23 protein-coding genes and 1 tRNA gene are annotated in these 25,437 nt (G+C 68.3%); 11 read left to right on the top strand and 13 right to left on the bottom strand.

All coding sequences use genetic code 11. The annotated features are described in order from the left end of the window. Window positions 1-177 precede the first annotated feature (177 nt). Window positions 178-1,497 carry an aminotransferase-like domain-containing protein gene (locus QQ657_RS18670; protein ID WP_284743441.1) on the top strand — a complete coding sequence of 440 codons (1,320 nt, stop codon included), beginning with the start codon at window positions 178-180 and terminating at the stop codon, window positions 1,495-1,497. 32 nt (window positions 1,498-1,529) lie between these two features. After that, window positions 1,530-2,474, top strand: a complete 945-nt coding sequence (locus QQ657_RS18665) for a D-alanine--D-alanine ligase family protein (RefSeq protein WP_284743440.1) — start codon at window positions 1,530-1,532, stop codon at window positions 2,472-2,474. A gap of 133 nt (window positions 2,475-2,607) precedes the next feature. Here the strand turns inward: QQ657_RS18665 and QQ657_RS18660 are convergent, their stop codons facing one another. The 9 genes from QQ657_RS18660 to rpmH form a co-directional block, all read right to left on the bottom strand. Continuing rightward, window positions 2,608-3,609 (bottom strand): ParB/RepB/Spo0J family partition protein, encoded by a 1,002-nt coding sequence (locus QQ657_RS18660; protein ID WP_284743439.1) that lies wholly within the window; start codon window positions 3,607-3,609, stop codon window positions 2,608-2,610. Next, window positions 3,606-4,532, bottom strand: a complete 927-nt coding sequence (locus QQ657_RS18655) for a ParA family protein (protein ID WP_434056752.1) — start codon at window positions 4,530-4,532, stop codon at window positions 3,606-3,608. Before QQ657_RS18655 ends, QQ657_RS18660 begins: the two co-directional genes overlap by 4 nt. 77 nt (window positions 4,533-4,609) lie before the next feature. Continuing rightward, window positions 4,610-5,290 carry a 16S rRNA (guanine(527)-N(7))-methyltransferase RsmG gene (gene rsmG, locus QQ657_RS18650; RefSeq protein ID WP_284743437.1) on the bottom strand — a complete coding sequence of 227 codons (681 nt, stop codon included), beginning with the start codon at window positions 5,288-5,290 and terminating at the stop codon, window positions 4,610-4,612. Window positions 5,291-5,501: 211 nt separating this feature from the next. After that, entirely contained in the window at window positions 5,502-5,948 is a 447-nt protein-coding gene (locus QQ657_RS18645) for a DUF6886 family protein (protein WP_284743436.1), read from the bottom strand. 163 nt (window positions 5,949-6,111) lie between these two features. Then, entirely contained in the window at window positions 6,112-6,675 is a 564-nt protein-coding gene (locus QQ657_RS18640; RefSeq protein ID WP_284743435.1) for a Jag family protein, read from the bottom strand. A 30-nt stretch (window positions 6,676-6,705) separates the two neighbouring features. Beyond that, on the bottom strand, window positions 6,706-7,839 hold the full coding sequence (gene yidC / locus QQ657_RS18635; RefSeq protein WP_284743434.1) for a membrane protein insertase YidC: 1,134 nt from the start codon (window positions 7,837-7,839) through the stop codon (window positions 6,706-6,708). 5 nt (window positions 7,840-7,844) lie between these two features. Beyond that, window positions 7,845-8,168 carry a membrane protein insertion efficiency factor YidD gene (gene yidD, locus QQ657_RS18630; protein WP_284743433.1) on the bottom strand — a complete coding sequence of 108 codons (324 nt, stop codon included), beginning with the start codon at window positions 8,166-8,168 and terminating at the stop codon, window positions 7,845-7,847. A 5-nt stretch (window positions 8,169-8,173) separates the two neighbouring features. Beyond that, entirely contained in the window at window positions 8,174-8,608 is a 435-nt protein-coding gene (gene rnpA / locus QQ657_RS18625; RefSeq protein WP_284743432.1) for a ribonuclease P protein component, read from the bottom strand. A gap of 21 nt (window positions 8,609-8,629) precedes the next feature. Beyond that, entirely contained in the window at window positions 8,630-8,773 is a 144-nt protein-coding gene (gene rpmH / locus QQ657_RS18620) for a 50S ribosomal protein L34 (protein ID WP_003082934.1), read from the bottom strand. A 573-nt stretch (window positions 8,774-9,346) separates the two neighbouring features. On the opposite strand from rpmH, the gene dnaA reads away from it, so the two are divergent. The 9 genes from dnaA (at window position 9,347) to QQ657_RS18575 (ending at window position 21,414) form a co-directional block, all read left to right on the top strand. Next, window positions 9,347-10,957, top strand: coding sequence for a chromosomal replication initiator protein DnaA (gene dnaA / locus QQ657_RS18615; protein WP_284743431.1), 1,611 nt, complete (start codon window positions 9,347-9,349; stop codon window positions 10,955-10,957). 825 nt (window positions 10,958-11,782) lie between these two features. Then, complete coding sequence (gene dnaN / locus QQ657_RS18610; protein ID WP_284743430.1) at window positions 11,783-12,916, top strand: DNA polymerase III subunit beta; 1,134 nt, start codon at window positions 11,783-11,785, stop codon at window positions 12,914-12,916. A 33-nt stretch (window positions 12,917-12,949) separates the two neighbouring features. Next, window positions 12,950-13,840 carry a phosphogluconate dehydrogenase (NAD(+)-dependent, decarboxylating) gene (gene gnd / locus QQ657_RS18605; protein WP_284743429.1) on the top strand — a complete coding sequence of 297 codons (891 nt, stop codon included), beginning with the start codon at window positions 12,950-12,952 and terminating at the stop codon, window positions 13,838-13,840. A 10-nt stretch (window positions 13,841-13,850) separates the two neighbouring features. Further along, a complete protein-coding gene (recF, locus tag QQ657_RS18600) occupies window positions 13,851-15,005 on the top strand; it encodes a DNA replication/repair protein RecF (RefSeq protein WP_284743428.1) in 1,155 nt (384 codons plus the stop codon). A gap of 109 nt (window positions 15,006-15,114) precedes the next feature. Then, on the top strand, window positions 15,115-15,753 hold the full coding sequence (locus QQ657_RS18595; RefSeq protein ID WP_434056751.1) for a DciA family protein: 639 nt from the start codon (window positions 15,115-15,117) through the stop codon (window positions 15,751-15,753). Between the two features lie 197 nt (window positions 15,754-15,950). After that, a complete protein-coding gene (gene gyrB, locus QQ657_RS18590) occupies window positions 15,951-17,918 on the top strand; it encodes a DNA topoisomerase (ATP-hydrolyzing) subunit B (protein ID WP_284743426.1) in 1,968 nt (655 codons plus the stop codon). Window positions 17,919-17,968: 50 nt separating this feature from the next. After that, complete coding sequence (gene gyrA / locus QQ657_RS18585; protein ID WP_284743425.1) at window positions 17,969-20,563, top strand: DNA gyrase subunit A; 2,595 nt, start codon at window positions 17,969-17,971, stop codon at window positions 20,561-20,563. 38 nt (window positions 20,564-20,601) lie between these two features. Next, window positions 20,602-21,291, top strand: a complete 690-nt coding sequence (locus QQ657_RS18580; RefSeq protein WP_284743424.1) for a DUF3566 domain-containing protein — start codon at window positions 20,602-20,604, stop codon at window positions 21,289-21,291. Window positions 21,292-21,340: 49 nt separating this feature from the next. Next, window positions 21,341-21,414 (top strand) — tRNA-Ile (locus QQ657_RS18575). 72 nt (window positions 21,415-21,486) lie between these two features. Here the strand turns inward: QQ657_RS18575 and QQ657_RS18570 are convergent. From QQ657_RS18570 to QQ657_RS18555, 4 genes are all read right to left on the bottom strand, one after another. Continuing rightward, entirely contained in the window at window positions 21,487-22,722 is a 1,236-nt protein-coding gene (locus QQ657_RS18570; protein WP_284743423.1) for a hypothetical protein, read from the bottom strand. A gap of 246 nt (window positions 22,723-22,968) precedes the next feature. Continuing rightward, a complete protein-coding gene (locus QQ657_RS18565) occupies window positions 22,969-23,910 on the bottom strand; it encodes a helix-turn-helix transcriptional regulator (RefSeq protein WP_284743422.1) in 942 nt (313 codons plus the stop codon). Window positions 23,911-23,968: 58 nt separating this feature from the next. Next, window positions 23,969-24,772 carry an SDR family oxidoreductase gene (locus QQ657_RS18560; RefSeq protein WP_284743421.1) on the bottom strand — a complete coding sequence of 268 codons (804 nt, stop codon included), beginning with the start codon at window positions 24,770-24,772 and terminating at the stop codon, window positions 23,969-23,971. Window positions 24,773-24,945: 173 nt separating this feature from the next. Then, window positions 24,946-25,338 (bottom strand): hypothetical protein, encoded by a 393-nt coding sequence (locus tag QQ657_RS18555; RefSeq protein WP_284743420.1) that lies wholly within the window; start codon window positions 25,336-25,338, stop codon window positions 24,946-24,948. Between the last annotated feature and the right edge of the window lie 99 nt (window positions 25,339-25,437).

The raw sequence follows: 25,437 nt of genomic DNA, 5'->3' as shown, positions 1-25,437 counted from the left end.
CCCGGTCGTCAAGCCGCGCGGTAGAACAGCACGATCACGGGAGCCATGGTCGAGGATAGGCCGATGTGACAAGCACCGAAAGGTCAGGGGGCCTGGATGGGTGCCCGGTTACACTCGATGGGATCCATCAGCTCCCTCGAGAGTGACCGTGTCCACCGAGCCCCGGGTGAATCGTCGATGACCGAGAACCGCCCCAGCAAGCCGCACAGCGGCCGCCAGAACCTCGACCCGCACCTCGAGCGGTACGCCGCGCGCACCGCCGGGATGACCGCCTCCGAGATCCGGGCGCTGTTCGCGGTGGCCAGCCGGCCCGAGGTGGTCTCGCTGGCCGGCGGCATGCCGAACCTGGCCGCGCTCCCGCTCGACACGCTGTCCGCGCAGGTGGCGGAGATCATCGCCGAAGACGGGCTCGTCGCCCTGCAGTACGGCTCGGCGCACGGCGTCCCGGTGCTGCGCGAGCAGATCTGCGAAATCATGGCCCTGGAGGGCATCAAGGCGCACCCGGACGACGTCGTGGTGACCGTCGGCTCCCAGATGGGCCTGGACATGGTCACGCGGCTGTTCTGCGACCCGGGTGACGTCGTGATCGCCGAAGGCCCGTCGTACGTCGGCGCGCTGGGCTCGTTCGCCGCGTACCAGGCGCAGGTCGTGCACGTGGCGATGGACGAGAACGGCCTGGTGCCGGAGCTGCTGCGCGAGGCACTCGCGCAGACGGAGAAGGCCGGACGGCGCGTCAAGTTCCTCTACACGATCCCGAACTTCCACAACCCCGCCGGCGTCACGCTGGCCGTGGAGCGCCGCGCGGAGATCCTGGAGATCTGCCGCGAGCACGGCGTCCTGGTCGTCGAAGACAACCCGTACGGGATGCTCGGTTTCGACGGGCAGACGTACCCGGCGCTGCGCTCGACGGACCCCGACAACGTCGTGTACCTCGGCTCGTTCTCGAAGACGTTCGCGTCGGGCCTGCGCGTCGGCTGGGTGCTCGCGCCGCACGCCGTGCGCGAAAAGCTCGTCCTGGCCGCGGAGTCGGCGACGTTGTGCCCGCCGACGTTCAACCAGATGATCGTGTCGCGCTACCTGGCCACGCACGACTGGAAGGGCCAGATCAAGAAGTTCCGCGAGAACTACCGCGAGCGGCGCGACGCGATGCTGTCCGCGCTCGACCAGTACCTGCCCGCGGGCTGCTCCTGGACCAAGCCGGACGGCGGTTTCTACGTCTGGGTGACGGTGCCGGAAGGCGTCGACACGAAGGCGATGCTGCCGCGCGCGGTGACCGCGCGGGTGGCGTACGCGTCCGGAACCGGCTTCTACGCCGACGGTTTCGGCAGCCGCCAGATGCGGCTGTCCTACTGCTACCCGACGCCGGAGCGGATCCGTGAGGGCGTGCGGCGGCTGGCCGCCGTGCTGGAGTCCGAAATGGACCTCGCGCGCACCTTCGGTAACGTGGCCACGCGCCAGATCCAGGGGCCGCAGAACCCGTCCCCCGACACGGTCTGAGTCTGTTTTTAACCAGCTAAGGAGTTTCCACGGTGGTCGACCGTACCGTTGCCGTGCTCGCCGGCGGGCTTTCGCACGAACGCGACGTCTCGCTGAGGTCCGGGCGGCGGCTCTCCGCGGCGCTGAAGTCCGAAGGCCTCGGCATCGAGGAGTGGGACACCGACGCGGGGTTGCTGGAGCGCCTGCGCACCCAGCGGCCGGACGCGGTGGTCGTCGCCCTGCACGGCGGTGAGGGCGAGAACGGCTCGGTGCAGACGGTGCTGGAGATGCTGGAGGTGCCGTTCGTCGGCACCGGCTCCCAGGGCTGCCGCCGCGCGTGGGACAAGCCGACGGCCAAGGCGCTCGTCGAGAACGCCGGGTTCGTGACGCCGGGCTGGGTGGTGCTGCCGCACAGCACGTTCCGCGAGCTCGGCGCCCAGGCGGTGCTCGACGCGATGGTCGAGCAACTCGGCCTGCCGCTGATCCTCAAGCCCGACCAGGGTGGCTCGGCGCTCGGCACCCAGGTGGTCCGCGAGGCGGCCGAACTGCCGGCGGCGATGGTCGGCTGCTTCGCATACGGCGACACGGTGCTCGCCGAGCGGTTCGTGGACGGCGTCGAGGTGGCCGTGACGGTCATCGAGGGCGAGACCGGCCCCGAGGCGCTCCCCGCGGTCGAGATCGTCCCGGAGAGCGGCGTGTACGACTACACGGCCCGCTACACGGCCGGCCTGACCGACTTCTTCACCCCGGCCCGGCTCGACGACGCCGCGGCCAAGGCGGCGGCCGAGCTCGCCGTCGCCGCGCACCGCGTCCTCGGGCTCCGGGACATCTCGCGGACCGACGCGATCGTCGCGGCGGACGGCACGGTGCACTTCCTGGAAGTGAACCCGTCGCCGGGCCTCACCGAGACGTCGACGGTGCCGATGGCGATCGAAGCGGCGGGCAAGTCGCTCGGCACGGTGTTCGCCGAACTGATCGGACGCGCGATTTCTCGCTGACTCCAGCCACGCGAAAGGCCGCCTCGGATTGTCCGTGGCGGCCTTTTTCGTGTCGCGACCGATGATCACTGGATGTGGTCGGCGCGACCGCGTGGAGTAATCATCACCGTGACGAAACACCCTGGGGTGATCCCTAATCGGTTTTCGGTGTCTGATTCGCCCCATTCGCGTCGATGATCGAGACGATGCGTTCGAGGTCGTCGACCGAGCCGAACTCGAGCGTGATCCGGCCCTTGCGGCGGCCGAGGTCGACCTTCACCCGGGTGTCGAACCGGTCCGAGAGGCGGTTCGCGAGCTCCTGCAACCCCGGCGCCTGGATCGGCTTGCGCGCCGCGGGCTTCGGCTTGGCCGGCTTCTCGCTCTTCTTGAGCGTGACGGCTTCCTCGGTCGCCCGGACCGACATGCCCTCCGCGATGATGCGCGCAGCGAGCTCTTCCTGACTGTCGGCGTCCTCCAGCGACAGCAACGCGCGGGCGTGGCCGGCGGACAGGACACCCGCGGCCACCCGGCGCTGCACCGGCAGGGGGAGCTTGAGGAGCCGGATCGTGTTGGTGATGACCGGCCGGCTGCGGCCGATGCGGCTCGCCAGCTCCTCGTGCGTGACGGCGAACTCGTCGAGCAGCTGCTGGTACGCCGCCGCCTCTTCGAGCGGGTTCAGCTGGACGCGGTGGATGTTCTCCAGGAGCGCGTCGCGCAGCATCGACTCGTCGGCGGTCTGCCGGACGATCGCCGGGATCGCCTCGAGCTCCGCCTGCTGCGACGCCCGCAGCCGCCGCTCGCCCATGACGAGCTCGTACTCGTCGTTCCCGAGCTCGCGGACCACGATGGGCTGCATGAGCCCGAACTCGCGGATCGAGTGCTCGAGTTCGGCGAGCGCCTCCTCGTCGAAGGAGAGGCGCGGCTGCTTCGGGTTGGGCTTGATCGAGCCGACCGGGATCTCGCGGTAGACCGCGCCGGCGACCTCGCCGCTGTGCTGCTTCGCCTGACCGTTCGCCGCGAACCAGCCCTTGTCCTCGGCCGCCTTCTTCTCCGCCGCCGTGGCATCGGCGGGCGCGGGCAGGGGACCACCACCGGTGGGTCCGGTCGGGATGAGGGCGGCGAGGCCGCGCCCCAATCCTCCTCTGCGTTCGGTCATGTGGAACTACCCTTCTCCAACTGTGCGCCACGCTCGGCGATCTCCTTCGCCGCGTCGACGTAGCTCATCGCACCGCGTGAACCGGGATCGTAAGCGAGGACGGTCTGGCCGTACCCAGGCGCCTCGGACACCTTCACGCTGCGGGGGATGACCGTCTTGAGGACCGTGTCGCCGAAGTGGTTCCGCACCTCGTTCGTCACCTGGTCGGCCAGCTTGGTCCGGCCGTCGTACATGGTGAGGAGGATCGTCGAGACGCGGAGCTCGCGGTTGAGGTGCTGCTGCACGAGCTCGATGTTGCTCAGCAGCTGCCCGAGCCCTTCGAGCGCGTAGTACTCGCACTGGATCGGGATGAGCACCTCCTGCGCGGCGACCATCGCGTTGACCGTCAGGAGGCCGAGCGAGGGCGGGCAGTCGATGAAGACGTAGTCGACGCCGATCTGGTCGAGGATCTCCGAGGAGATGGCCTCCTTGAGCCGCGACTCCCGGGACGCCATCGAGACGAGCTCGATCTCGGCGCCGGCGAGGTCGATCGTCGCGGGGACGCAGAAGAGGTTGGGGGACTGCTCGGTCGGCTGGGCGGCGTCCGCGAGCGTCACCTCACCGATGAGCACTTCGTAGATGGACGGCGTCCCGGACCGGTGGTCGACGTCGAGCGCGGTGCTCGCGTTGCCCTGCGGGTCGAGGTCGACGACGAGCGTCTTGAGCCCGTGGACGGCAAGCGCGGCGGCGAGGTTGACTGTGCTGGTGGTCTTGCCGACGCCGCCCTTCTGGTTGGCGACGGTCATCACCCGGCGACGGCCGGGACGCGGGAGCGTCCCTTCCTCCGGGTGCAGCAGACGCGCGGCGCGGGCGGCTTCTTCGGCGATCGGGGTCCAGCCCACATCGGGCGTGGTCTCCGTGGAGTCGGACGGCGGGGGATTCACCGGTCTCGACACCTCCTCCATATAGACGTCTGGTCGGTGGTCGAGTCGCGTCGTTTCACGTGGAACACCGCGACCCGTTAACGCTTCCTGCTCCGCGCCTTCGGCTTCGCTGCCGTCGGGAGGCGACGGATCTTCACGACCGTGCTGGGGACCTCTAGTACTGCGGCACCGCATTCGACAATCAGTGGGGCGGCCCCGCCGGCCTTGCGGATGGCGGCGTCGTCCCGCTCGATCTCGTCCGCCGCGCTGGCGCCCTTGAGGGCGACCAGGAAGCCGTCGGAGCGAACGAGCGGCAGGCACCAGTCCGCGAGCCGGGCGAGCGGGGCGACCGCGCGAGCGGTGACGATGTCGGCGCCACCGAGCTGCTCACGCACAGGCCGCTCCTCCGCGCGTCCACGGACGATGGTGATCGGGAGTTCCAGCTTCTCGGCCACCTCGGCCAGCCAGTCCACCCGGCGGGCCATCGGTTCGAGCAAGACGATATCGAGGTCCGGCCGCGCGATCGCGAGCGGTACTCCCGGAAGCCCGGCCCCCGACCCCACATCGACGACGCGGGCGCCTTCCGGCATCTGCTCACCGATCACGGCCGAGTTGAGAACGTGCCGCTCCCACAGCCGCTCGACCTCCCGCGGCCCGATCAGCCCGCGCTCGACCCCGTGACGTTCCAGGAGTTCGACGTACCCAGCGGCTTGGTCCACGCGCTCACCGAACACTCGCTCCGCCGCGGCCCGCACTGCCGAGGCTTGTTCCAAGCTCACTCCGTCTACTCCTCGTCCGCGCGTTTCACGTGAAACGGCGCTCGTTCGATTGTCCCTGATGTCGAGTCGAAAACGAGCCGACAGACCGCAGATGTGGACAACTCCACTCGGCCAGACGCGGTCTGTGGACGGTTCCACGTGAAACGACGAGCCTAGGCGGTCGGGTCGGCGGGGTGCCCGTTCCACGTGAAACATCACCGCTGTAATTCGCTCAGTCGCGCCGCGCTGGATTCGCCCGCAACCCCCGCGGCCGAGCGTTCCGCAGCCGGATCCCGCTGAAGCCGAGCGAGCTCGCCGACGCCGCATCGACGAACCCCCACAAGTTCGCCAGCACCCGAAGCTCGATCCCCGCCTCCTCGTGGAGCGCCAGCAGATCGCCGACCGGCTCCGGCAGTCCCAGAGGGGACACCGGCGCGGTCGCCACCATCGCGTGCGCGTGCTCACCGAACGACCGGAACGACGAAGCCGCGAACCGGTACGCGTACAGCCGCACCGACTGCAGAGCCGCGAGCCAGCCGTACTCGATCGCGTGTACCCGGGAGCCACCGAGCCACGACCGGTCCGCTTCGGTCGTCCCCGAGACCGTCCACGCCATCGCCCGGGGACATTGCCGCGGGAACCAGTAGTCCGGCGCCCGCGCCGCGTCGACCGCCCACACTTACGCCTCCGGCTGCTGGGCCGTCGCGGCCACGTGCGGGGCGAAGCGGGTGATCGTCGGGTCCTCCGAGAAGTGGAGTACCTCGCCGGGCGCCGGACGCATGCACACAAAGAAGCGGCCCCACCTGACCGAGTCAAGTGGGGCCGCTTCACAAACCAAGAACTCAGGACTCCGGGAAGATCACCACACGGCGCTTCGGGTCCTCGCCCTCGCTCTCGCTCGTGACGCCCGCGACCGTCGCCACCGCGTCGTGGACCACCTTGCGCTCGAACGGGCTCATCGGCTGGAGCCGCACCCGCTCGCCGCTCTGGAGGACCGACTCCGCCGTCGAGCGGCCGAGCTCGCGCAGCTCCTCGCGGCGGTCCGCGCGCCAGCCCGCGATGTCCAGCATCAGCCGGCTCCGCGATCCCGTCTCCTGCTGGACGGCCAGCCGGGTCAGCTCCTGCAGCGCCTCGAGCACCGTGCCGCGGGGGCCGACGAGCTTCTCGAGGTCCTCGCCGCCGTCGATGCTCACGATCGCGCGGCCCGCCTCGACGTCCAAGTCGATGTCGCCGTCGTAGTCGAGCAGGTCGAGCAGCCGCTCGAGGTAGTCGCCCGCGATGTCGCCCTCCTGCACGAGGACGTCGTCACCACCCGCCTTCTGCTCGCCCACTGCGTCCGCGGAAGCAGCAGGCTCCGGGGTCACGTCGTCCTGATCGGCGTCGATCGTGTCGATCGTCTCCGACATCATTCGTCTCCTCTCCGAACCGGTCGCGCCTCAGCGGCGCTTCCGGCCCGACTTCCTGGTCGAGTCTTTGAGAAGGCCCGGCACCCCAGTGCCGTTGTCCTTCGAGCCGTTCTGGCCGTTCGTCTCAGCGGGGGCCGGGTCAGCCGCCTTCGCGGACTCGCTCGCTGCCGAAGCGCCCGAAGCGCCGGAGGTCTGGGCGAAGCCGTGGGCCGAGCCCGCCTTCGTGACCTTCTTCTGCGAGCCGCCCTGCGCGGACTGGTTCTTCTTCTGCTGGACCGGCTTCTGGCCGACCTTCGGCGCGGCCGGCTTCTGCCCCGGCTTCGGGCCGAGCGACGCGCGCTTCTCGGCGGCCTCCGCCTTGCGGGCAGCCTCTTCCTTGTCGATCTTCGTGTAGACGAGGCGCTGCTGCATCAGGGTCCAGCCGTTGTTCGCCAGCCAGTAGAAGAGGAGGCCGAGCGGGAACAGCGCACCGAAGACGAGCACACCGAGCGGGAACACGTACATCGTCAGCTTGTTCATGATCGCGGTCTGCGGGGTGGCCGACGCGGCGTTCTGCCGGGCCACCGAGTGCCGCGCGGTGAGGTGCGTGGCGATGGAGGCGACGATCATCAGCGGCAGCGCCACCGGGAGCACGTTCCAGTGCCAGCCCGACGCGCCCGAGCCGCCGATCGCGGTGACGCCGTTGTGGATCGCCTCGCCGATGTTGACGCCGAACAGCTTCGCGTTGACGTACGAATCGACGTCGTGCTTGTTGAAGAAGTAGTTTTCGGTCTTGGCGCCGCCGTCCTTCGGCTGGATCGTGAACGCGCGCAGGACCCAGTTCAGACCGATGAACACCGGGATCTGCAGCAGCATCGGCAGGCAGCTGCCGAGCGGGTTGACGCCGTGCTCGCGCTGGAGCTTCTGCATCTCCTGCGCTTGGCGCTGCTTGTCGTTCGCGTACTTCTTCTGGACCTTCTTCATCTCCGGCGCGAAGTCCTGCATCTTCTTCATCGACCGGACCTGGTTCACGAACGGCTTGAACATGATGCCGCGGACCGTGAACGTCAGGAAGATGATGCCGAGGATCCAGGAGATCGCCGTCGCTTCACCGAAGACGAACCCGAAGACCTTGTGCCAACACCAGAGGATGAAGGACACGGGGTAGTAGATGAAATCGAGCACTGCTGCTACTCCTCGATCGGTGTTTCAGGTCTGCGGTAGCGCCACGAGAACTTCTCGGGGACCGGGTCGCGGCCGGGCGGGGTCCACGGGCCGCAGCGCAGCAGCCGGCGCAGCGCGAGGTAGGAGCCGCCGCCGGCGCCATGCCGGGTCAGGGCTTCGACTGCGTACGCGCTGCAGCTGGGGTAGAACCGGCAAGCCGGCGGGAAGAAGGGCGAGATCGCCTTGCGGTAGAGCTTGATGGGGAGCAACAGGACCCAGGCGACGGGACCGGGCCGCGGGGGCGCGGTCTCCACGTCGTGGTCATGATCGTGCTCGGGGGTGGCTCGCATGCCGGTCACACCGCTGATCCGTGGTCGGGGGCCGCGTCCGCGGGACGCGTCGGGCTCGGGGCATCCCCGGCCGGACGGCGCGACGGCGACAGTCCAAGACGGCGCAGTGCGGCGTCGAGATCGGCTCCGAGCTCCGCGCTGGACGCGGTCGCGGACGGCGGCAATGCCCGTACGACCAACGCACTGCCAGCGGGAAGGGTTCCGAGCCGGGCGGAAACGAGATGACGAAGCCGCCGGGTGACGCGGTGGCGGACCACCGAGTTCCCGACGGCCTTGCTCACCACAAAACCCGCCCTGGCCGCCGACGTGACGTCGGCGGCCTCGGACGGGTCCGTGGTCAGTGCGTGGACGACGAGGCGACGCCTGCCTGCCCTGGACCCCCGACGGAGAACCACGCGGAAGTCCTCACTCCGCCGCAGACGTGCGGCAGCCGGCAGCACGGCGCGCCCCGACGAGCCGGATCAGGCGGACAGCGCGGCGCGGCCCTTGCGACGGCGGCCCGCCAGGATGGCCCGGCCGGCGCGGGTCCGCATGCGCAGGCGGAACCCGTGGGTCTTCGCGCGGCGGCGGTTGTTCGGCTGGAAGGTGCGCTTACCCTTGCTCACTGCTTCTCCTGTGTGTCGCGTCGGACGGGAGGAAGGTTCCCTCCGCCTGGCGTGTCGTGCGGGCGCACGGCAGTCTCTGGTGTCTCCTACCAACGTGTGGCCTCGTCACGACGAGCGACGACAACGTGGGCACGCGAATAGCACCCGTCGCATACGGGAGACCTTACGAGGGTACGCACCCCCGTCGGGCGCCCGGTAAGCACCCCCTCGGCCACGGTCCGCGACGGGGCCGTGAAGCCGAGATCATCGACGCCGCGGCACCGAATGGCAACACGCCGTACACCGTGAAATGCTTGCGACCCAGGATGCCTTGTGGCAGCGGGCGGGGCTTGTTAGCGTGCCTCTCTCGGGTCACCGGTCGAGGTGCACGAGTATCCGGGTGGTGGAGTGCCCACCGGCGTACGACGAGCCCGCAGGTGGCGTCGCCGCGGGTCGCCGTACATTAGTGCACAGCTGTGGACAACTATGTGGATATTCGCTGTGCCGATGCATACGCAGGTCCGCGCAGGCGCGCCGGGCGCGTGACCAGGGGCGTCGGCCGTCCACGCCGACGAGGGGAGGGGAGCCGGACCAGTGTCGGAGCACCAGCACAATCTGGGCGTCATCTGGGAGCAGGTGGTGCGCGAACTGTCGGACGGGACGTTGTCCCCTCAGCAGCGCGCCTGGATGCGGGTGACCCGCCCGATCGGTCTGCTCGACGGCACCGCGCTGCTGGCGGCTCCCAGCGACTTCGCGAAGGAAGCGATCGAACGCGGGCTCCGCGGCGCGATCACCGACGCGCTTTCCCGGCGGCTCGGCCGCGCCATCTCGCTCGCGGTGAAGGTCGACAACACGGAAGCCGTCGCCCCGGTCGCCGCCCCCCACTACGTGCCGTCACCCGGCCGGGTGGAAAACGGGGTCAGCCCGGAGCCGGCGCCCGCGCCGCGGCCCGGTCCCGGCCCGATGCTGCCGCCGCCGCGCCCCGAGCCCGCGCCGCCGATGCCGCAGCACCAGTCCCTCGCGACGAAGCCCGACGACGGTGACGACACGGACGAAGAGGTCGACGAAGAGGGCGAAGCGCTCGCCGCCGTCCACGAGATCTGGCCGACGTTCTCCGGCCAGCCGATCGCCGGCCAGCCCTACACCGCGCCGGCGCAGCCGCAGACGTCGAAGACGAAGCTGAACGAGAAGTACACCTTCGACACGTTCGTCATCGGCGCGTCCAACCGCTTCGCGCACGCGGCCGCGGTCGCCGTCGCCGAAGCACCGGCCCGCGCGTACAACCCCCTTTTCATCTGGGGTGAGTCCGGGCTCGGCAAGACGCACCTGCTGCACGCGGTCGGCCACTACGCGCAACGCCTCTTCCCCGGCATGCGCGTGCGGTACGTCTCGACCGAAGAGTTCACGAACGACTTCATCAACTCGCTGCGAGACGACCGCAAGGTCGCGTTCCAGCGGCGCTACCGCGACATAGACATCCTGCTCGTCGACGACATCCAGTTCCTGGAGGGCAAGGAAGGTACGCAGGAAGAGTTCTTCCACACCTTCAACACCCTCCACAACGCGAACAAGCAGATCGTCGTCAGCTCCGACCGGCCGCCCAAGCGCCTCGAGACGCTGGAAGACCGGTTGCGGACCCGGTTCGAGTGGGGCCTGATCACCGACATCCAGCCGCCCGAGCTCGAGACGCGCATCGCGATCCTCCGCAAGAAGGCGGCGCAGGACAGGCTCGCGGTGCCGGGCGACGTCCTGGAGTTCATCGCCTCGCGCGTCGAGGCGAACATCCGGGAGCTCGAAGGCGCGCTGATCCGCGTCACCGCGTTCGCGTCGCTGAACCAGCAGCCGGTGGACGCCGCGCTGGCGGAGATCGTGCTGCGCGACCTCATCCCCGACTCGCACGCCCCGGAGATCACCGCGCCCACGATCATGGGCGTCATCTCCGAGTTCTTCGACGTCACGCTCGACGACCTGTGCGGCCCGGGCAAGACGAAGGCGCTCGCCACGTCCCGCCAGATCGCCATGTACCTCTGCCGCGAGCTGACCGACATGTCGCTCCCGAAGATCGGGCAGACGTTCGGCGGCCGCGACCACACGACCGTCATGCACGCGGACAAGAAGATCCGCAAGGAGATGGCCGAGCGCCGGCGCATCTACGACCAGGTGCAGGAGCTGACCTCGCGCATCAAGCAGCGCGCCCGCCAGTAGCACATCCCCTTATCCCGCAACGACTTCGGGGCGTCCACGCACTGTGGACGCCCCTTTGTCGTCTTTGGACTGTCCGAAGCACGCGAAGCAGCGAAGCCGCGTACGCGCGCTTCGCAAAGTCGCGAAAATTGTTTGTACACAAGGAAGTTTCCCCATGGTGTGGGCGGATTGCCCACAGTGCCAACGGATCTCCCACCAGCGGCGACGCGGAATTCGTCCACAGGTGATCCACAGGGAATCCACACCCTTGTCCACGCTGATTCCACAGGTTGCCCACATTGTGTGCACAGGACGGGCCGGTCACTCGGAAGGGGGGTTCGGACCCCTCCGCGCACCCCCAGACCCTGGGGACGGATCGCCGCACACCTGGGGACAACCGTGGGGACAACTGGGGCCATCTGTGGACGAATCGGGGGTCGCCCGAAACCATCCACGGACGGCCCGATCTACCCACAGGACTGCCACCACTGTTCTCCACACGCCCGCGACCGCTCCGACCTGCGCAAAGGGGCTCCATCCACACAATCCACAACGCTTACTACTGCTACTGCCTTTAGATCTCTTCTAAGAGAGAAAAAGATAAAAACAGGCGCAGGACGAATCTGGGGACAGCCGCGAGAACGTGTCGTCATGTCGACAAACCGAAGGGCAGCCCGAGGTGACGCGGGCCGCCGCGACGGCCTAACGTGGATGCCTGCACCTGGTCCGTGCTCCGGCCGCTCAACGCGGAGGGCGGACCGGCCGGAGGGGGCAGCCGGTCACTGCCCTGCCAGAGCGAGGCCTGGCCCGAGCCGACAGGGGCTCGGTCGTCGAAAGGATGCGCGCATGAAGATCCGCGTCGAGCGTGACGGGCTCGCCGACGCCGTCGCGTGGGTGGCGAGAAGCCTCCCCTCCCGGCCTCCCGTGCCGGTTCTGGGCGGTGTGCTCCTCGACGCCGGTTCCGACGGCGACACCGACGCACTGACGGTCTCGGGCTTCGACTACGAGGTTTCGGCCACGGTCGGCGTCCCGGCGACGATCGCCGACGGCGGCCGCCTCCTGGTGTCCGGCAGGCTCCTCGCCGACATCACCAAGTCCTTGCCGAACCAGCCGGTCGAGATCTCCGTCGACGGCGCGCGCGCCACCATCACGTGCGGGAGTGCGAAGTTCTCGCTGCCGACCATGCCGGTCGAGGACTACCCGCAGCTGCCGTCCCAGCCCGCCTTCGCGGGCGAGCTCGCCGGCGACGCGTTCGGCCAGGCCGTCACCCAGGTCGTCGTCGCCGCGGGCAAGGACGACACGCTGCCGATGCTCACCGGCATGCGGCTCGAGATCTCCGGCACCGCGCTGACCCTCGTCGCGACCGACCGCTTCCGGCTCGCCATGCGCGAGTTCACCTGGCAGCCGGCCGAGGGCCTGGCCGACGCCGCGGTGCTTGTCCCGGCACGCACGCTCGCCGAAGCCGCCAAGACGCTCGGCGCGAGCGGCGCCACGATCCGCCTGGCGCTCGCCAGCGGCGAAGGCCTGCTCGGCCTGTCCGGCTCCGGGCGCTACACGACGACCCGCCTGCTCGATGCGGAGTTCCCGCCGTACCGCCAGTTGCTGCCCGCGTCGCACACTTCACGCGCGGTCATCGACGTGTCCGCTCTCACCGAGAGCATCAAGCGCGTTTCACTGGTGGCGGAGCGGGGGACTCAGGTACGACTGGAGTTCGGGGACAACACGCTGCGGTTGTCCGCGGGCGGCGACGACGAGGGAAGCGCCGAAGAGGAGCTCCAGGTCGAGTACGAAGGTGAGCCGGTGACCATCGCGTTCAACCCGGGTTACCTCGTCGACGGCCTCGGCGCGCTCCACAGCGACCGGGCGGAGCTGACGTTCACCACGCCGAACCGGCCCGCGCTGATCAAGCCCGCCGACCCCGAGGGCAACGTCGTCCCCGGCTACCTCTACCTCCTGATGCCGGTCCGCCTCCCGGGCTGACCCGCAACTTTCGTTAGCACGTAAGGGGATCTCATGGTTCAGCTCGGTCTGATCGGCCTGGGCAAGATGGGCTTCAACATGCGTGAACGGCTGCGCGCGGCCGGTCACGAGGTGGTCGGCTACGACCGCAACCCGGACGTCACCGACACGACGTCGCTCGAAGACCTGGTGTCCAAACTGGATGGTCCGCGGATCGTCTGGATCATGGTCCCGGCCGGCGAGCCGACCCGGCAGACCGTCACCGAGCTGGGCAACCTGCTCTCCGCCGGCGACATGGTGATCGACGGCGGCAACTCGAAGTACACCGACGACAAGCTGAACGCCGACCTGCTCGCCGCGAAGAGCATCGGCTACGTCGACTGCGGCGTGTCCGGTGGCGTGTGGGGCAAGGACAACGGCTACGGCCTGATGGTCGGCGGCACGGCCGCGGACGTCGAGCGCGCGATGCCGATCTTCGACGCGCTGCGCCCGGAAGGCCCGCGCGAGGAAGGCTTCTCGCACGCGGGCAGCGTCGGTGCCGGGCACTACGCGAAGATGATCCACAACGGCATCGAGTACGGCATGATGCAGGCCTTCGCCGAGGGCTTCGAGCTGCTCGAGGCCGCGAAGGTCGTCGACGACGTGCCCGCGGTGATCAAGGGCTGGCAGCGCGGCACGGTCGTCCGGTCGTGGCTGCTCGACCTGCTCGTGCGCGCGCTCGACGAGGACCCGGAGCTGGACGACCTCGAGGGCTACGTCGAGGATTCCGGCGAAGGCCGCTGGACGCTGGAAGAGGCGATCAACAACGCCGTGCCGGCGCCGGTCATCTCGGCCGCGCTCTTCGCGCGCTTCGCTTCGCGCCAGGAACACTCGGCCGCGATGCGCGCGGTCGCCGCACTGCGCAACCAGTTCGGCGGGCACGCGGTGAAGAAGGTCGGCGGATAGGGAGCCCCTGGTGTATCTGCGTCACCTGCAGGTCACCGACTTCCGCTCCTGGCCCCAGGCCGATCTCGCCCTCGAACCGGGGCCGACCGTGCTGGTCGGCCAGAACGGTCGCGGCAAGACCAACCTGCTCGAAGCGATCGGGTACGTCGCGACGCTGGGCTCGCACCGCGTCGCGACGGACGCGCCGCTGATCCGGCACGGCTGCGAGCGCGCGCTGGTGCGGGTCGCGGTGGTCAACGACGACCGCGAGCTGACGGTCGAGCTCGAGATCACCGCCGGCCGCGCGAACCGCGCCCGGGTCAACCGCGGTGCGGTGGGCCGGCCGCGTGACGTGCTCGGGATCCTGCGCACGGTGCTGTTCTCGCCGGAGGACCTCGCGCTGGTCCGGGGTGACCCGGGCGAGCGACGCCGGTTCCTCGACGAGCTCCTGGTGCTGCGCGCGCCGCGGTACGCGGGGGTCCGGGCCGACTACGAGAAGGTGCTGAAGCAGCGCAACGCCCTGCTCAAGACGGCCGGGAAACGGCGTACGGGCCGCGAAGACCCGTACGCGCTGTCGACGCTGGAAGTCTGGGACGACCACCTCGCGGTGGCGGGCGCGGAGCTGCTGGCCGCGCGCCTGAACCTCGTCGCGGACCTCGGGCCGCACGCGGCTTCGGCGTACATGGGCGTCGCTCCGGACTCCCGGCCGGCGAAGATTTCGTACAAGTCTTCGCTGGGTGAGGCCCTGCCGGAGACGTACGGCGTACCGGATGGCGAACGGGCGCAACCCGAAGTCCTCAAGGACGTCTTACTCAAGGCGCTCGGCGAAGCTCGGAAATCCGAGCTCGAGCGCGGGGTCAGCTTGGTCGGCCCGCACCGGGACGAGCTGGAGCTGATCCTGGGCCAGGCGCCGGCCAAGGGCTACGCGAGCCACGGCGAGTCGTGGTCGTTCGCGCTCGCCCTCCGGCTCGGCAGCTACGAGCTGCTGCGCGCGGAGGCGGGTGAGCCGGTGCTGCTGCTCGACGACGTGTTCGCCGAGCTCGACCGCAAGCGCCGGGCCCGGCTGGCCGAGGTGGCCGCGAGCGCCGAACAGGTGCTGGTGACCGCCGCGGTCGACGAAGACGTGCCCGGGGAGCTCGCCGGGTCCCGGTTCGTGGTGGCGGATGGTGAGATTTCGCGTGGCTGAACAGGGCGGACCGGGTTCGCCAAGATCAAGTCGCACACCCCGTGTGACCGCCGACACAGCAGTTACCCACCGATCTGGGGACAAACCTGTGGACAGTGTGGATAAACCCGTGCCCGGGTTATCGCCGCGCGTGACCAAAACGCCGAAACGGCCGCTTGACACCCCCCGCACGGGGGTTAACCCACCTGGGAACGCGCCTTCGGGCACACAGAGTGAAGACGGCGCTGCTCCAAATGGGAGCACCGGTCGGGACCTCGCTCACGCGGCGCTCGAAGCGGCCAAGGCGAAGGCCAAGGAACGCGGCACCTCACCGGGCTACCGGCGGCGTGCCGTCGGCGGCGGTGGGGGCCAGAACCCCCGGCGCCGGCGCTGGTCGGGGCCGGGTGCGGACCCGCGTGATCCGCAGCCGCTCGGCCGGCTCGTCTCGCGGATGGTCGCCGACCGCGGCTGGAACGAGAGCGTCACGACCGCCCGCGTCTTCGCCCAGTGGGCCCGGCTGGTCGGCGAAGACGTCGCCGAACACGCCCAGCCGGTCGCGCTCAAGGACGGCGAACTCACCGTCCGCGCCAGCTCCACGGCGTGGGCCACCCAGCTCCGGTTGCTGCAGGGAAAGCTGCTGGCCAAGATCGCGGCGGGGGTCGGGAACGGCGTCGTCAAGCGCATGCGGATCCAGGGTCCGATGGCCCCGAGCTGGCGGAAAGGGCCCCGGCACGTGCCGGGTCGCGGCCCGCGTGACACGTACGGCTGACCCGGGTTGCGTGATGCTCGGTTGAATGCCCCGAGAACGCATCCAGACCTCCCGAGATACGTCAAGACTCGGCTCGGACCGATTTCGTCCGTCTGCGACGCGCTCAGGGGTGTCCTTGCCGCATGCCAGCGGACGCGGCCAAGTACACTGGAAGGGAGCGAGTGTCCGCTCGGGCGAGACGAGGAGAAACAACGCCGGTGACCGAGAACAAGAGCGAGTACAACGCGTCGTCGATCACGGTGCTCGAAGGCCTCGAAGCGGTCCGCAAGCGCCCCGGTATGTACATCGGTTCCACCGGTGAACGCGGGCTGCACCACCTCGTCCAGGAAGTCGTCGACAACTCGGTCGACGAAGCCATGGCCGGGCACGCCACCAAGGTAGAGGTTACCCTCCTCGCCGACGGCGGGGTGCGCGTCGTCGACGACGGCCGCGGCATCCCCGTCGACATGCACCCCAAGGAGAACAAGCCGACCATCGAGGTCGTGCTCACCCAGCTGCACGCGGGCGGCAAGTTCGACAGCGACTCCTACGCGGTGTCCGGCGGCCTGCACGGCGTCGGCATCTCCGTGGTGAACGCGCTGTCGACGAAGCTGCTCGCCGAGGTCAAGTACGGCGGCCGCAACTGGCGTCAGCTGTACACCGACCAGATCCCGGGGCCCCTCGAAGACCTCGGCCCGGCGACCGAGACCGGGACGACGATGACGTTCTGGGCCGACGGCAACATCTTCGAGACCACGACGTACAACTTCGAGACGATCTCGCGCCGCCTCCAGGAGATGGCGTTCCTCAACAAGGGGCTGACGCTGTCCCTGCGCGACGAGCGCGTCGCCGACGAGGAGACCGAAGCCGACGCCGAGGGCAAGGTCGCCCGGGTCAAGGAGAAGGTCTACTGCTACCCGGGCGGGCTCGAGGACTTCGTCAAGCACATCAACGGCAGCAAGGACCCGATCCACCCCAGCGTGATCTCCTTCGACGCCAAGGGTGTCGGCCTCGAGGTCGAGGTCGCGATGCAGTGGAACAACGGGTTCACGCCGTCGGTCTACACGTTCGCCAACACGATCAACACCCACGAGGGCGGCACCCACGAAGAGGGCTTCCGCGCCGCGCTGACCCGCGTCGTCAACACGTACGCGCGCGACAAGAAGCTGCTCAAGGAGAAGGACACCAACCTGACCGGTGACGACGTGCGCGAGGGTCTCGCCGCGATCGTCTCGATCAAGCTGGGCGAGCCGCAGTTCGAGGGCCAGACCAAGACCAAGCTGGGCAACAGCGAGGCCAAGACGTTCGTGCAGCAGCAGTCGAACGAGTGGCTGGCCGACTGGTTCGAGCGCAACCCCACCGAGGCCAAGACGATCATCAACAAGTCGATCTCCTCGGCGCAGGCTCGGATGGCCGCGCGCAAGGCGCGTGACCTCGTCCGCCGCAAGGGTGCGCTGGAGATCGGCGGCCTTCCCGGCAAGCTCAAGGACTGCCGCTCGACCAACCCGGCGGAGTGCGAGCTCTACATCGTGGAGGGCGACTCGGCCGGTGGCTCGGCCAAGGAAGGCCGCGACTCGATGTACCAGGCGATCCTGCCGATCCGCGGCAAGATCATCAACGTCGAGAAGGCCCGCATCGACCGCGTCCTCAAGAACACCGAGGTCCAGTCGCTGATCACCGCGCTGGGCACCGGCATCCACGACGAGTTCGACCTGTCGAAGCTCCGCTACCACAAGATCGTGCTGATGGCCGACGCCGACGTCGACGGCCAGCACATCACCACGCTGCTGCTCACCCTGCTGTTCCGCTTCATGGCGCCGCTGATCGAGCACGGCCACGTCTTCCTGTCGCGGCCGCCGCTGTACAAGATCAAGTGGCCGCGGGCGGAGCCGGAGTACGCGTACTCCGACCGCGAGCGCGACGCCGTCATCCAGGCGGGTGTCGAGGCCGGCAAGCGGCTCCCGAAGGACGACGCGATCCAGCGCTACAAGGGTCTCGGCGAGATGAACGCCGAAGAGCTGTGGGAGACCACGATGGACCCGGCGAACCGGCTGCTGGGCCGGGTCACGATGGACGACGCCGCCCAGGCGGACGAGCTGTTCTCGGTCCTGATGGGCGAAGACGTCGAGGCCCGCCGGTCGTTCATCACGCGCAACGCGAAGGACGTTCGCTTCCTGGACGTGTAGGCGTTCCCCGCTCTTTGTCCCGCTAGGACTCTCCACTCGAGAAGGACCTCATGACGGAAACTCTGCCGCCGGCTCCGGAACACGACCGGATCGAGCCGGTCGACATCCAGCAGGAGATGCAGCGCTCCTACATCGACTACGCGATGAGCGTCATCGTGTCGCGGGCGCTGCCGGACGTGCGTGACGGCCTCAAGCCGGTCGCCCGCCGGATCCTGTACTCGATGTTCGACTCCGGTTTCCGGCCGGACCGCGGGTACAACAAGTGCTCCCGCGTCGTCGGCGACGTCATGGGCAACTACCACCCGCACGGTGACTCGGCGATCTACGACGCGCTGGTCCGGCTCGCCCAGCCGTGGTCGCTGCGGTACCCGCTGATCGACGGCCAGGGCAACTTCGGCTCGCCGGGCAACGACCCCGCGGCCGCGATGCGGTACACGGAGTCCCGGCTCGCGCCGCTGGCCATGCAGATGCTGGCCGACATCGAAGAAGACACCGTCGACTTCTCCGACAACTACGACGGCCGCACGCAGGAGCCGGACGTCCTGCCGTCGCGGTTCCCGAACCTGCTGGTCAACGGCGGTTCCGGGATCGCGGTCGGGATGGCGACCAACATCCCGCCGCACAATCTGCGCGAGGTGTCCGAGGGCGTCGTCTGGGCGCTGGAGAACCCCGAGGCGACCGACGACGAGCTGCTGGCCGCGCTGCTGGTGCGGGTCAAGGGCCCGGACTTCCCGACCCGGGCGATGATCCTCGGCACGTCCGGCATCGAGGACGCCTACCGCACCGGCCGCGGCTCGGTCCGGATGCGCGCGGTCGTCGAGGTCGAAGAGGACGCGAAGGGCCGCACGATCCTGGTCGTGTCCGAGCTGCCCTACCAGGTCAACCCGGACAACCTGGTCGAGAACATCGCGAACCTGGTCCGCGACGGCAAGCTCACCGGCATCTCCGACATCGCCGACGAGTCCAACAGCCGCTCGGGCATGCGGATCGTCGTCACGATCAAGCGCGACGCGGTCGCGAAGGTCGTGCTGAACAACCTCTACAAGCACACCCAGCTGCAGCAGAACTTCGGCGTCAACATGCTGGCCCTGGTCGACGGCGTGCCGCGCACGCTGCGGCTCGACCAGATCATCCGGCACTACGTGAAGCACCAGGTCGAGGTCATCGTCCGGCGGACCAAGTTCCGCCTGCGGAAGGCCGAAGAGCGGGCCCACATCCTGCGTGGGTACGTCAAGGCCCTCGACATGCTCGACGAGGTCATCGCGCTGATCCGGCGGTCGCCGTCCGCCGACGAGGCCCGGCCGGCCCTGATGGAGCTGCTGGACGTCGACGAGATCCAGGCCACCGCGATCCTCGACATGCAGCTGCGGCGCCTCGCCGCCCTGGAGCGTCAGCGGATCATCGACCAGCTGGCCGAGATCGAGCTGGAGATCGCCGATCTCAAGGACATCCTCGAGAAGCCGGAGCGGCAGCGCTCGATCATCCGCGACGAGCTGATGGCGATCGTCGAGAAGTACGGCGACGACCGGCGCACGAAGATCATCGGCTTCAGCGGCGACGTCACCGACGAAGAGCTCATCGCGGTCGAGGACGTCGTCGTCACGATCACCCGCACGGGGTACGCCAAGCGAACGAAAACCGACCTGTACCGCTCGCAGAAGCGCGGCGGCAAGGGCGTGCAGGGCGCGACGCTGAAGCAGGACGACATCGTCCAGCACTTCTTCGTCTGCTCGACGCACGACTGGATGCTGTTCTTCACGAACAAGGGCCGCGTCTACCGGACCAAGGCGTACGAGCTGCCCGAGGCCAACCGCAACGCGCGCGGCCAGCACGTGGCGAACCTCATGGCGTTCCAGCCGGACGAGCAGATCGCCCAGGTCATCCAGATCAAGAACTACGAGGTCGCGCCGTACCTGGTGCTCGCCACCCAGCGCGGCCTGGTGAAGAAGACGAAGCTCACCGACTTCGACTCGAACCGTTCGGGTGGCCTCATCGCCATCAACCTGCGCGAGGGCGACGAGCTGGTCGGCGCGGTCCTGGCCTCGGCCGAGGACGACCTGCTCCTGGTGTCCGCGGAGGGCCAGTCGATCCGCTTCCACGCGACCGACGAGGCACTGCGGCCGATGGGCCGCCCGACGTCCGGCGTGCTCGGCATGCGGTTCAACGACGGCGACGAGCTGCTCGGCATCAGCGTGGTCAAGGAGGACAAGTTCCTGCTGGTCGCGACGGACGGCGGGTACTCCAAGCGGACGCCGATCGAGGACTACCCGGTGCAGGGCCGCGGCGGCAAGGGTGTGCTCACCATTCAGCACGACCGCAAACGTGGCAGGCTGGTGGGTGCGCTCATCGTCGACGCCGAGGACGAGCTGTACGCGATCACCTCGAGCGGCGGCGTGATCCGCACGCCGGCGGGCGACGTGCGCAAGGCAGGGCGGCAGACGAAGGGGGTCCGGCTGATGAATCTCGGCGAAGGAACCACTCTTCTCGCGGTCGCACGCAACGCGGACGAGCCCTCGGACGTCGCCAATGGTGACGACAACGCGGAAGCCGAAGTCACGGCGGACGACACGGTGGAAGCCGTGTCGGAAACTGTGGCCGAGACGACAGCAGCGGACGAAGAAACGACGGCGCCGCCGGAGCAGTGAGACGGCGTCACCACGGCACGGGTAAGGAATGACTCTTCGTGACACCATCCGAGAATCCCGAGGCAGCGGGTTCGAACGGGACTCCGGCGAGCCCGCCCTGGCAGCGGGTCGGCAAGGACGGCGACTCCGAGGCAACGGTGAAGCTGGCCACGGATGAGGCGCTCTACAAACCCGAGCCGGCGGCCGAGGAGACCCAGCCGGTCTCCCCGGAGCAGCGCACGGTGGTGACGGGCAGCGCGGCGCCTCGCCTGTTCGGCGGAAGTGGAGACACCCCGCCGAGCGGCGAGCCGTCCGCGGCCGCCGTCCCCTCGGCGTCCTCCCAGCGAGCCCGGCCCAGCGCTTTGCGGCGCCCGGGCCGCGGCCCGCGCCGGGCGTCGCTGCAGGTGAAGCGGTTCGACCCGTGGTCGGTGCTCAAGCTGTCCCTGGTCCTGGGCGTCGCGATGTTCTTCGTCTGGCTGGTGGCGGTCGGCGTCCTGTACACGGTCCTCGACGGCATGGGCGTCTGGGACAAGCTGAACGGAACGTACTCGTCCCTGGTGGGCGGCGAGGGTGCCAACGCATCCTCGGAACCGCTGATCAGCGCGGGCCGGGTGTTCGGCATCGCGGCGATCTTGGGAGCGATCAACATCGTCCTGGTGTCAGCCCTGGCCACGGTAAGCGCGTTCATCTACAACGTGTCGGCCGACCTCGCGGGCGGCCTCGAAGTCACGCTGTCGGAACGGGAGTAACCCGGTTGCAGGGCCCCCTCGGGGGTCCTGTAAAGTTCTCCTCGTTCAAGGGCCTATAGCTCAGGCGGTTAGAGCGCTTCGCTGATAACGAAGAGGTCCCAGGTTCAAGTCCTGGTAGGCCCACGCAGGTCAAAGCCCGGTTCGCGTCTAGCGAGCCGGGCTTTTGCGTGACCTGAGTGACATACGGAGTGCCCATCAGTCCTGCGGAGCCTCGGCATCACCAGCCGTCGTCTGCTCGGCAACGAACCGCTCCCAACGCGGCCCACCACTGTCACGGAGCCAGTCGACGAGTTGTTGACGATCGGGATGTTCGTCGAGCGCATACATCAACTTGCCGCGGCTAGCGAAGCCCTGGGATTCCGCGAACGTCAGGTACTCGTTAAGAGCGGCTCGAACGTCTGAGGCGAACTGCTGGACGAGTGCCCAGCTCACCTCCGGCATGCTCGTACCGTGAACCGCGTTGTTCCGGACATCTTCGTACAGCCATAGAGCAGTCGCCGGATGGTTGAATCCTCCCGTTACTGCGTGGCTCAGCGTCGCACGACGGAAGGCGAGTTGCTCGCCCTTCAAGCCGCTGGACTTGTCGCCGAGGATCGCTTCGAGCGCGAAGAATTGGTAGAGCATCGCCACCAAGGGATCGTCCGCGAACATCGCACGTTCGATCCAGCTCAATGCGACATTGGCCTTCTCTTCGATATCGCTGGTCGGCTCTCTGGTCAGTCTGGCGGTGGGGCGATCGGCGAGGGCCTCGACCGTGGGTCGGTTGACGGCCAACTCGCTCGTACCGTCGGCCATGGCGCGCCACTCACCGGCGCCGTTATACAGCTCGGCGACCGCTCCGACCCGGAACCGCAGTTGCACCGCTCGGACGCTGTGGTAGTCGAGGAAGGCCACTCGCAGAACCCGTAGCGCGCGCTCGACATGGGAGCGCGCTCGTTCCCGCATCAGGTCCAGATTGGTGCCGGTGACCTCGACCTCGGCCATGCAGCCTGAATGAGTACCAAGACTCGGTGCCTGGCGTCGGATGAGTGGGACCATGTTCACGGGCGTGAGCCGGACGCCGAAAATGTCGACCGGCTGCTCAACTTTCAAGTAGTCGATCTCGACTCGGCACTTAGTGGTGAAGGGGGCGCGAGCGTGCGCCTCAACGAACCCCTGGACGCGGTCGGATTTGCGGTTGGCCTGACATTGATCAACAAACTTCCACAGCTCATCCCGGGACTGGTCAAGGTGCTCAAACCGCAGATCGGCAGCGAGCTGCCCAGCAGCAGCCTCGACAGCTTCCACCACGCTCTGCTCGTAGGCGACGTACTTCCCGCGTTTGCCAGGCACGGCCCGCGTCATGCCGTGCGGCTCTCCGGTCTGGCGTGTGCGGGCGACGTTCTGCACCCTCTTCAGGACTTTCACAATTATGCGGTCGGAGACTGTCACCCAGCCATTTTCGGTTGTGGCATTCGTTACGTCGACTGAATACCCAGCCGCGTCACCCGTTCCGGTGGCCGGACATGAGCCTAGGCCATCTGGCCGGGGCCGGCCCGCAGATTGCGGACCGGCCTTTCGTGACTATGCCGCCGAATCCGGGAAGATTGCGTCCATCGCTTTCGCTCCGTCTTGGATCACCGGTCGTAACTGGTGGCGGTACATCGCGTACACGCGCGATCCCTCAGGCCAGTCCGGTCAATCCAGGCCGGACCGGCCGTCGTCTGTCCGCTGTCGGAGAGCAGCAACGCCGTGAACGTGGCCGGGTACGGAGTGAACGCCATCAGCGTTGGCCACCCACGATGCCAACAGGGCCAGACCGTCCGCGGTCGCCGTGCCGGCGGGCGCGGTGTAGACCGTCAGGTTCAAGCCGGGTTCGGCAGGCAGCTCCATCGACTCGACGTCCAGGTCTAGCTGCCCCACTACCGGATGGTGCAGACGCTTGCGTCCGGATCGGTGGAGCCGAACGTCCTGAGATGCCCACCGCTGCCGAAACAGTTCACTGCGTGTCGACAACTCACCGACCAGGGCGATCAGCTCCTCGTCGTGCGGATTGCGGCCGGCTTCCATGCGTAGCTTCGCGGCCGTATCGCAGGCGATTTGGTCGTAGTCGACGAAGAACGCTTTTGCCGATTCCGGATCCAGATACACGAACCGCGCGGTGTTCGCCGGCCGTCGCGTGTCGGCCAGCACCGGTGAAAACAGCGCGCGGGCGAGGTGATTCATGGCCAGCACGTCATAACGGCCGTTGCAAATCCACGCCGGCGCATCGGTGATGGCGTCGAGCACCTGCTGAAGCGCCGGACGCACCGTCACGGCGCGTCGCCGGCGGCGTGGACCGCCGGGCACCCTGGACCGCCGCGCGAGGTGGAACAGGTGATCGCGCTCGGCCTCGTCGAGGTGCAAGGCAGAGGCCAACGCGTCGAGCACCCCGTCGGAGGTGCCGGCGAGGCTGCCGCGCTCCATCCGCACGTAGTAGTCGACCGATACCCCGGCCAGCAGAGCTACCTCTTCGCGACGCAGACCTTTGACCCGGCGGTTGTCGCCGTAGGCGGGCAGTCCGGCCCGCTCGGGCGTGATCCGCGCGCGACGTGAGCTCAGGAATTCCTTGATCTCGGTGCGCAGATCGATCGTGTCCACCTCGTCACCGTAGGCCATATCCGCAGGCGAAGGGAGGTTCTGCTGGTACCCCCGACGCCTAGGTACCTGTTGCGGTCGTGGCGATGCCGCCGTCGACCGGGATGATGGTGCCAGTGAGGTAGGCCCCGGCCTGGCTGGCGAGGAACACGGCGATACCTGCCATGTCGTCGTCGCGGCCGAGCCGGCGCAGAGGGGCCTTCGCCGCGATCGTGTCGCCGATGGCATCGAGCGTGGACGCCATCATCTGCGACGGGAACGGTCCTGGGGCCACCGCGTTCACCGTGACGTGCTGTGGGCCCAGTTCCCTGGCCAGCACCCTGGTGAGTTGATGGAGTCCCGCCTTGCTGCTGGCGTACGAGTAGTTGGGCGACGCGGCGACGTGGATGGCGGCGATACTGCCGATGTTGATGATCCGCGCGGGATCATCGGCGGTGCCCGCCCTGCGAAGTGCGGGGAGCAGCGCCTGCACCAGCCAGAACGGCGACTTGAGGTTGAGGTCGATCACTGTGTCCCAGGCCTCGGCCGGGAACGTCTCCAGCGGTTCGCGCCACATCGCTCCCGCGTTGTTGACGAGGATGTCCAGGCGTTCCGAGCCGACCTGGACAAGATCGGCGAGGCGCTGGCACTCGTCGTACCTGGACAGGTCGGCGGGGATTGCTTGAACGTCGCCGAATTCAGAGAGTAGACGCTGTGCCTCCGCGCACGTGTCTGCATTGCGCGAGCTGATGACGACGCGGGCGCCCGCCTGCAGCAGGCCGCGCGCGATCATCATCCCAATTCCCCTGGTGCCGCCAGTGACGAGTGCGTATTTCCCACTCAGATCGAAAAGGTCTGCGTGAGTGGTGAACTGGTTGTCCGCCATGGGTCTTCGTTCCTTCTGTCGTGGAAGCATGTAGCCGGGAGCCGGCTCAACCAGGCTGACAGGCGTCCTGGACGTCGGGGAGATCCTGGTGATACAGGTACTGCGAGAGCCACCCACGCAAGTCAAAGCCCGGTTCACCGTGTTGGTGAACCGGGCTTTTGCTGCCTGCCTGACTATGGGTTCGACTGGCCGCTCCACGCGGTGAGCTCTTTCTCCCACGATTTGTTGTCGGTGGTTTCCATGAACTCCTTGCGATCGATCAGCAGGTAGATCTCGCCCTCGGTCGCCGTCTCCAGGATCAGTGGCTTTCCCTTGTCCAGCAGGCCGCCGATGAACCGGCCGTACAGGTCGGTGAACTCGCGCCGGACCGCGGTGACGTCGCCGCTGCCCAGCTGCAGGTCCCGCCCGTCCGACCAGCCTCGCAAGGTGAGTGTGCGCCCGTCGAATTCGACCTCGCCGCGGCGCCGGAACAGGGCCTTCTGGCTGACCCCGCCGGCCACCTTGTCCGACGTGGTGTTGGCAGCGAGTTCGTCGGCGGTGGCAGCGATGTAGTCGCCTGACTTCATGGTCTCCCCTTGTTGTGTCCACTCCCGTTTCGCGCAGTGGAAACAACGTAGGGTCACCGCCTGTCCGCGCGCGTCGCTCCGAAGGGTGACCTCGGCATC

The organism is Amycolatopsis ponsaeliensis (assembly GCF_030182635.1).
Lineage (GTDB): Bacteria > Actinomycetota > Actinomycetes > Mycobacteriales > Pseudonocardiaceae > Amycolatopsis > Amycolatopsis ponsaeliensis.
This window is presented reverse-complemented; position numbering and strand designations above follow the sequence as displayed.

Bases quoted from the DNA above. Each gene is read 5' to 3' on its own strand.
- gnd (WP_284743429.1), top strand. From the start codon at position 12,950: ATGGTTCAGCTCGGTCTGATCGGCCTGGGCAAGATGGGCTTCAACATG.
- dnaN (WP_284743430.1), top strand. From the start codon at position 11,783: ATGAAGATCCGCGTCGAGCGTGACGGGCTCGCCGACGCCGTCGCGTGG.
- QQ657_RS18660 (WP_284743439.1), bottom strand. From the start codon at position 3,609: ATGACCGAACGCAGAGGAGGATTGGGGCGCGGCCTCGCCGCCCTCATC.
- QQ657_RS18555 (WP_284743420.1), bottom strand. From the start codon at position 25,338: ATGAAGTCAGGCGACTACATCGCTGCCACCGCCGACGAACTCGCTGCC.
- yidD (WP_284743433.1), bottom strand. From the start codon at position 8,168: ATGCGAGCCACCCCCGAGCACGATCATGACCACGACGTGGAGACCGCG.
- QQ657_RS18640 (WP_284743435.1), bottom strand. From the start codon at position 6,675: ATGTCGGAGACGATCGACACGATCGACGCCGATCAGGACGACGTGACC.
- QQ657_RS18670 (WP_284743441.1), top strand. From the start codon at position 178: ATGACCGAGAACCGCCCCAGCAAGCCGCACAGCGGCCGCCAGAACCTC.
- QQ657_RS18560 (WP_284743421.1), bottom strand. From the start codon at position 24,772: ATGGCGGACAACCAGTTCACCACTCACGCAGACCTTTTCGATCTGAGT.
- gyrA (WP_284743425.1), top strand. From the start codon at position 17,969: ATGACGGAAACTCTGCCGCCGGCTCCGGAACACGACCGGATCGAGCCG.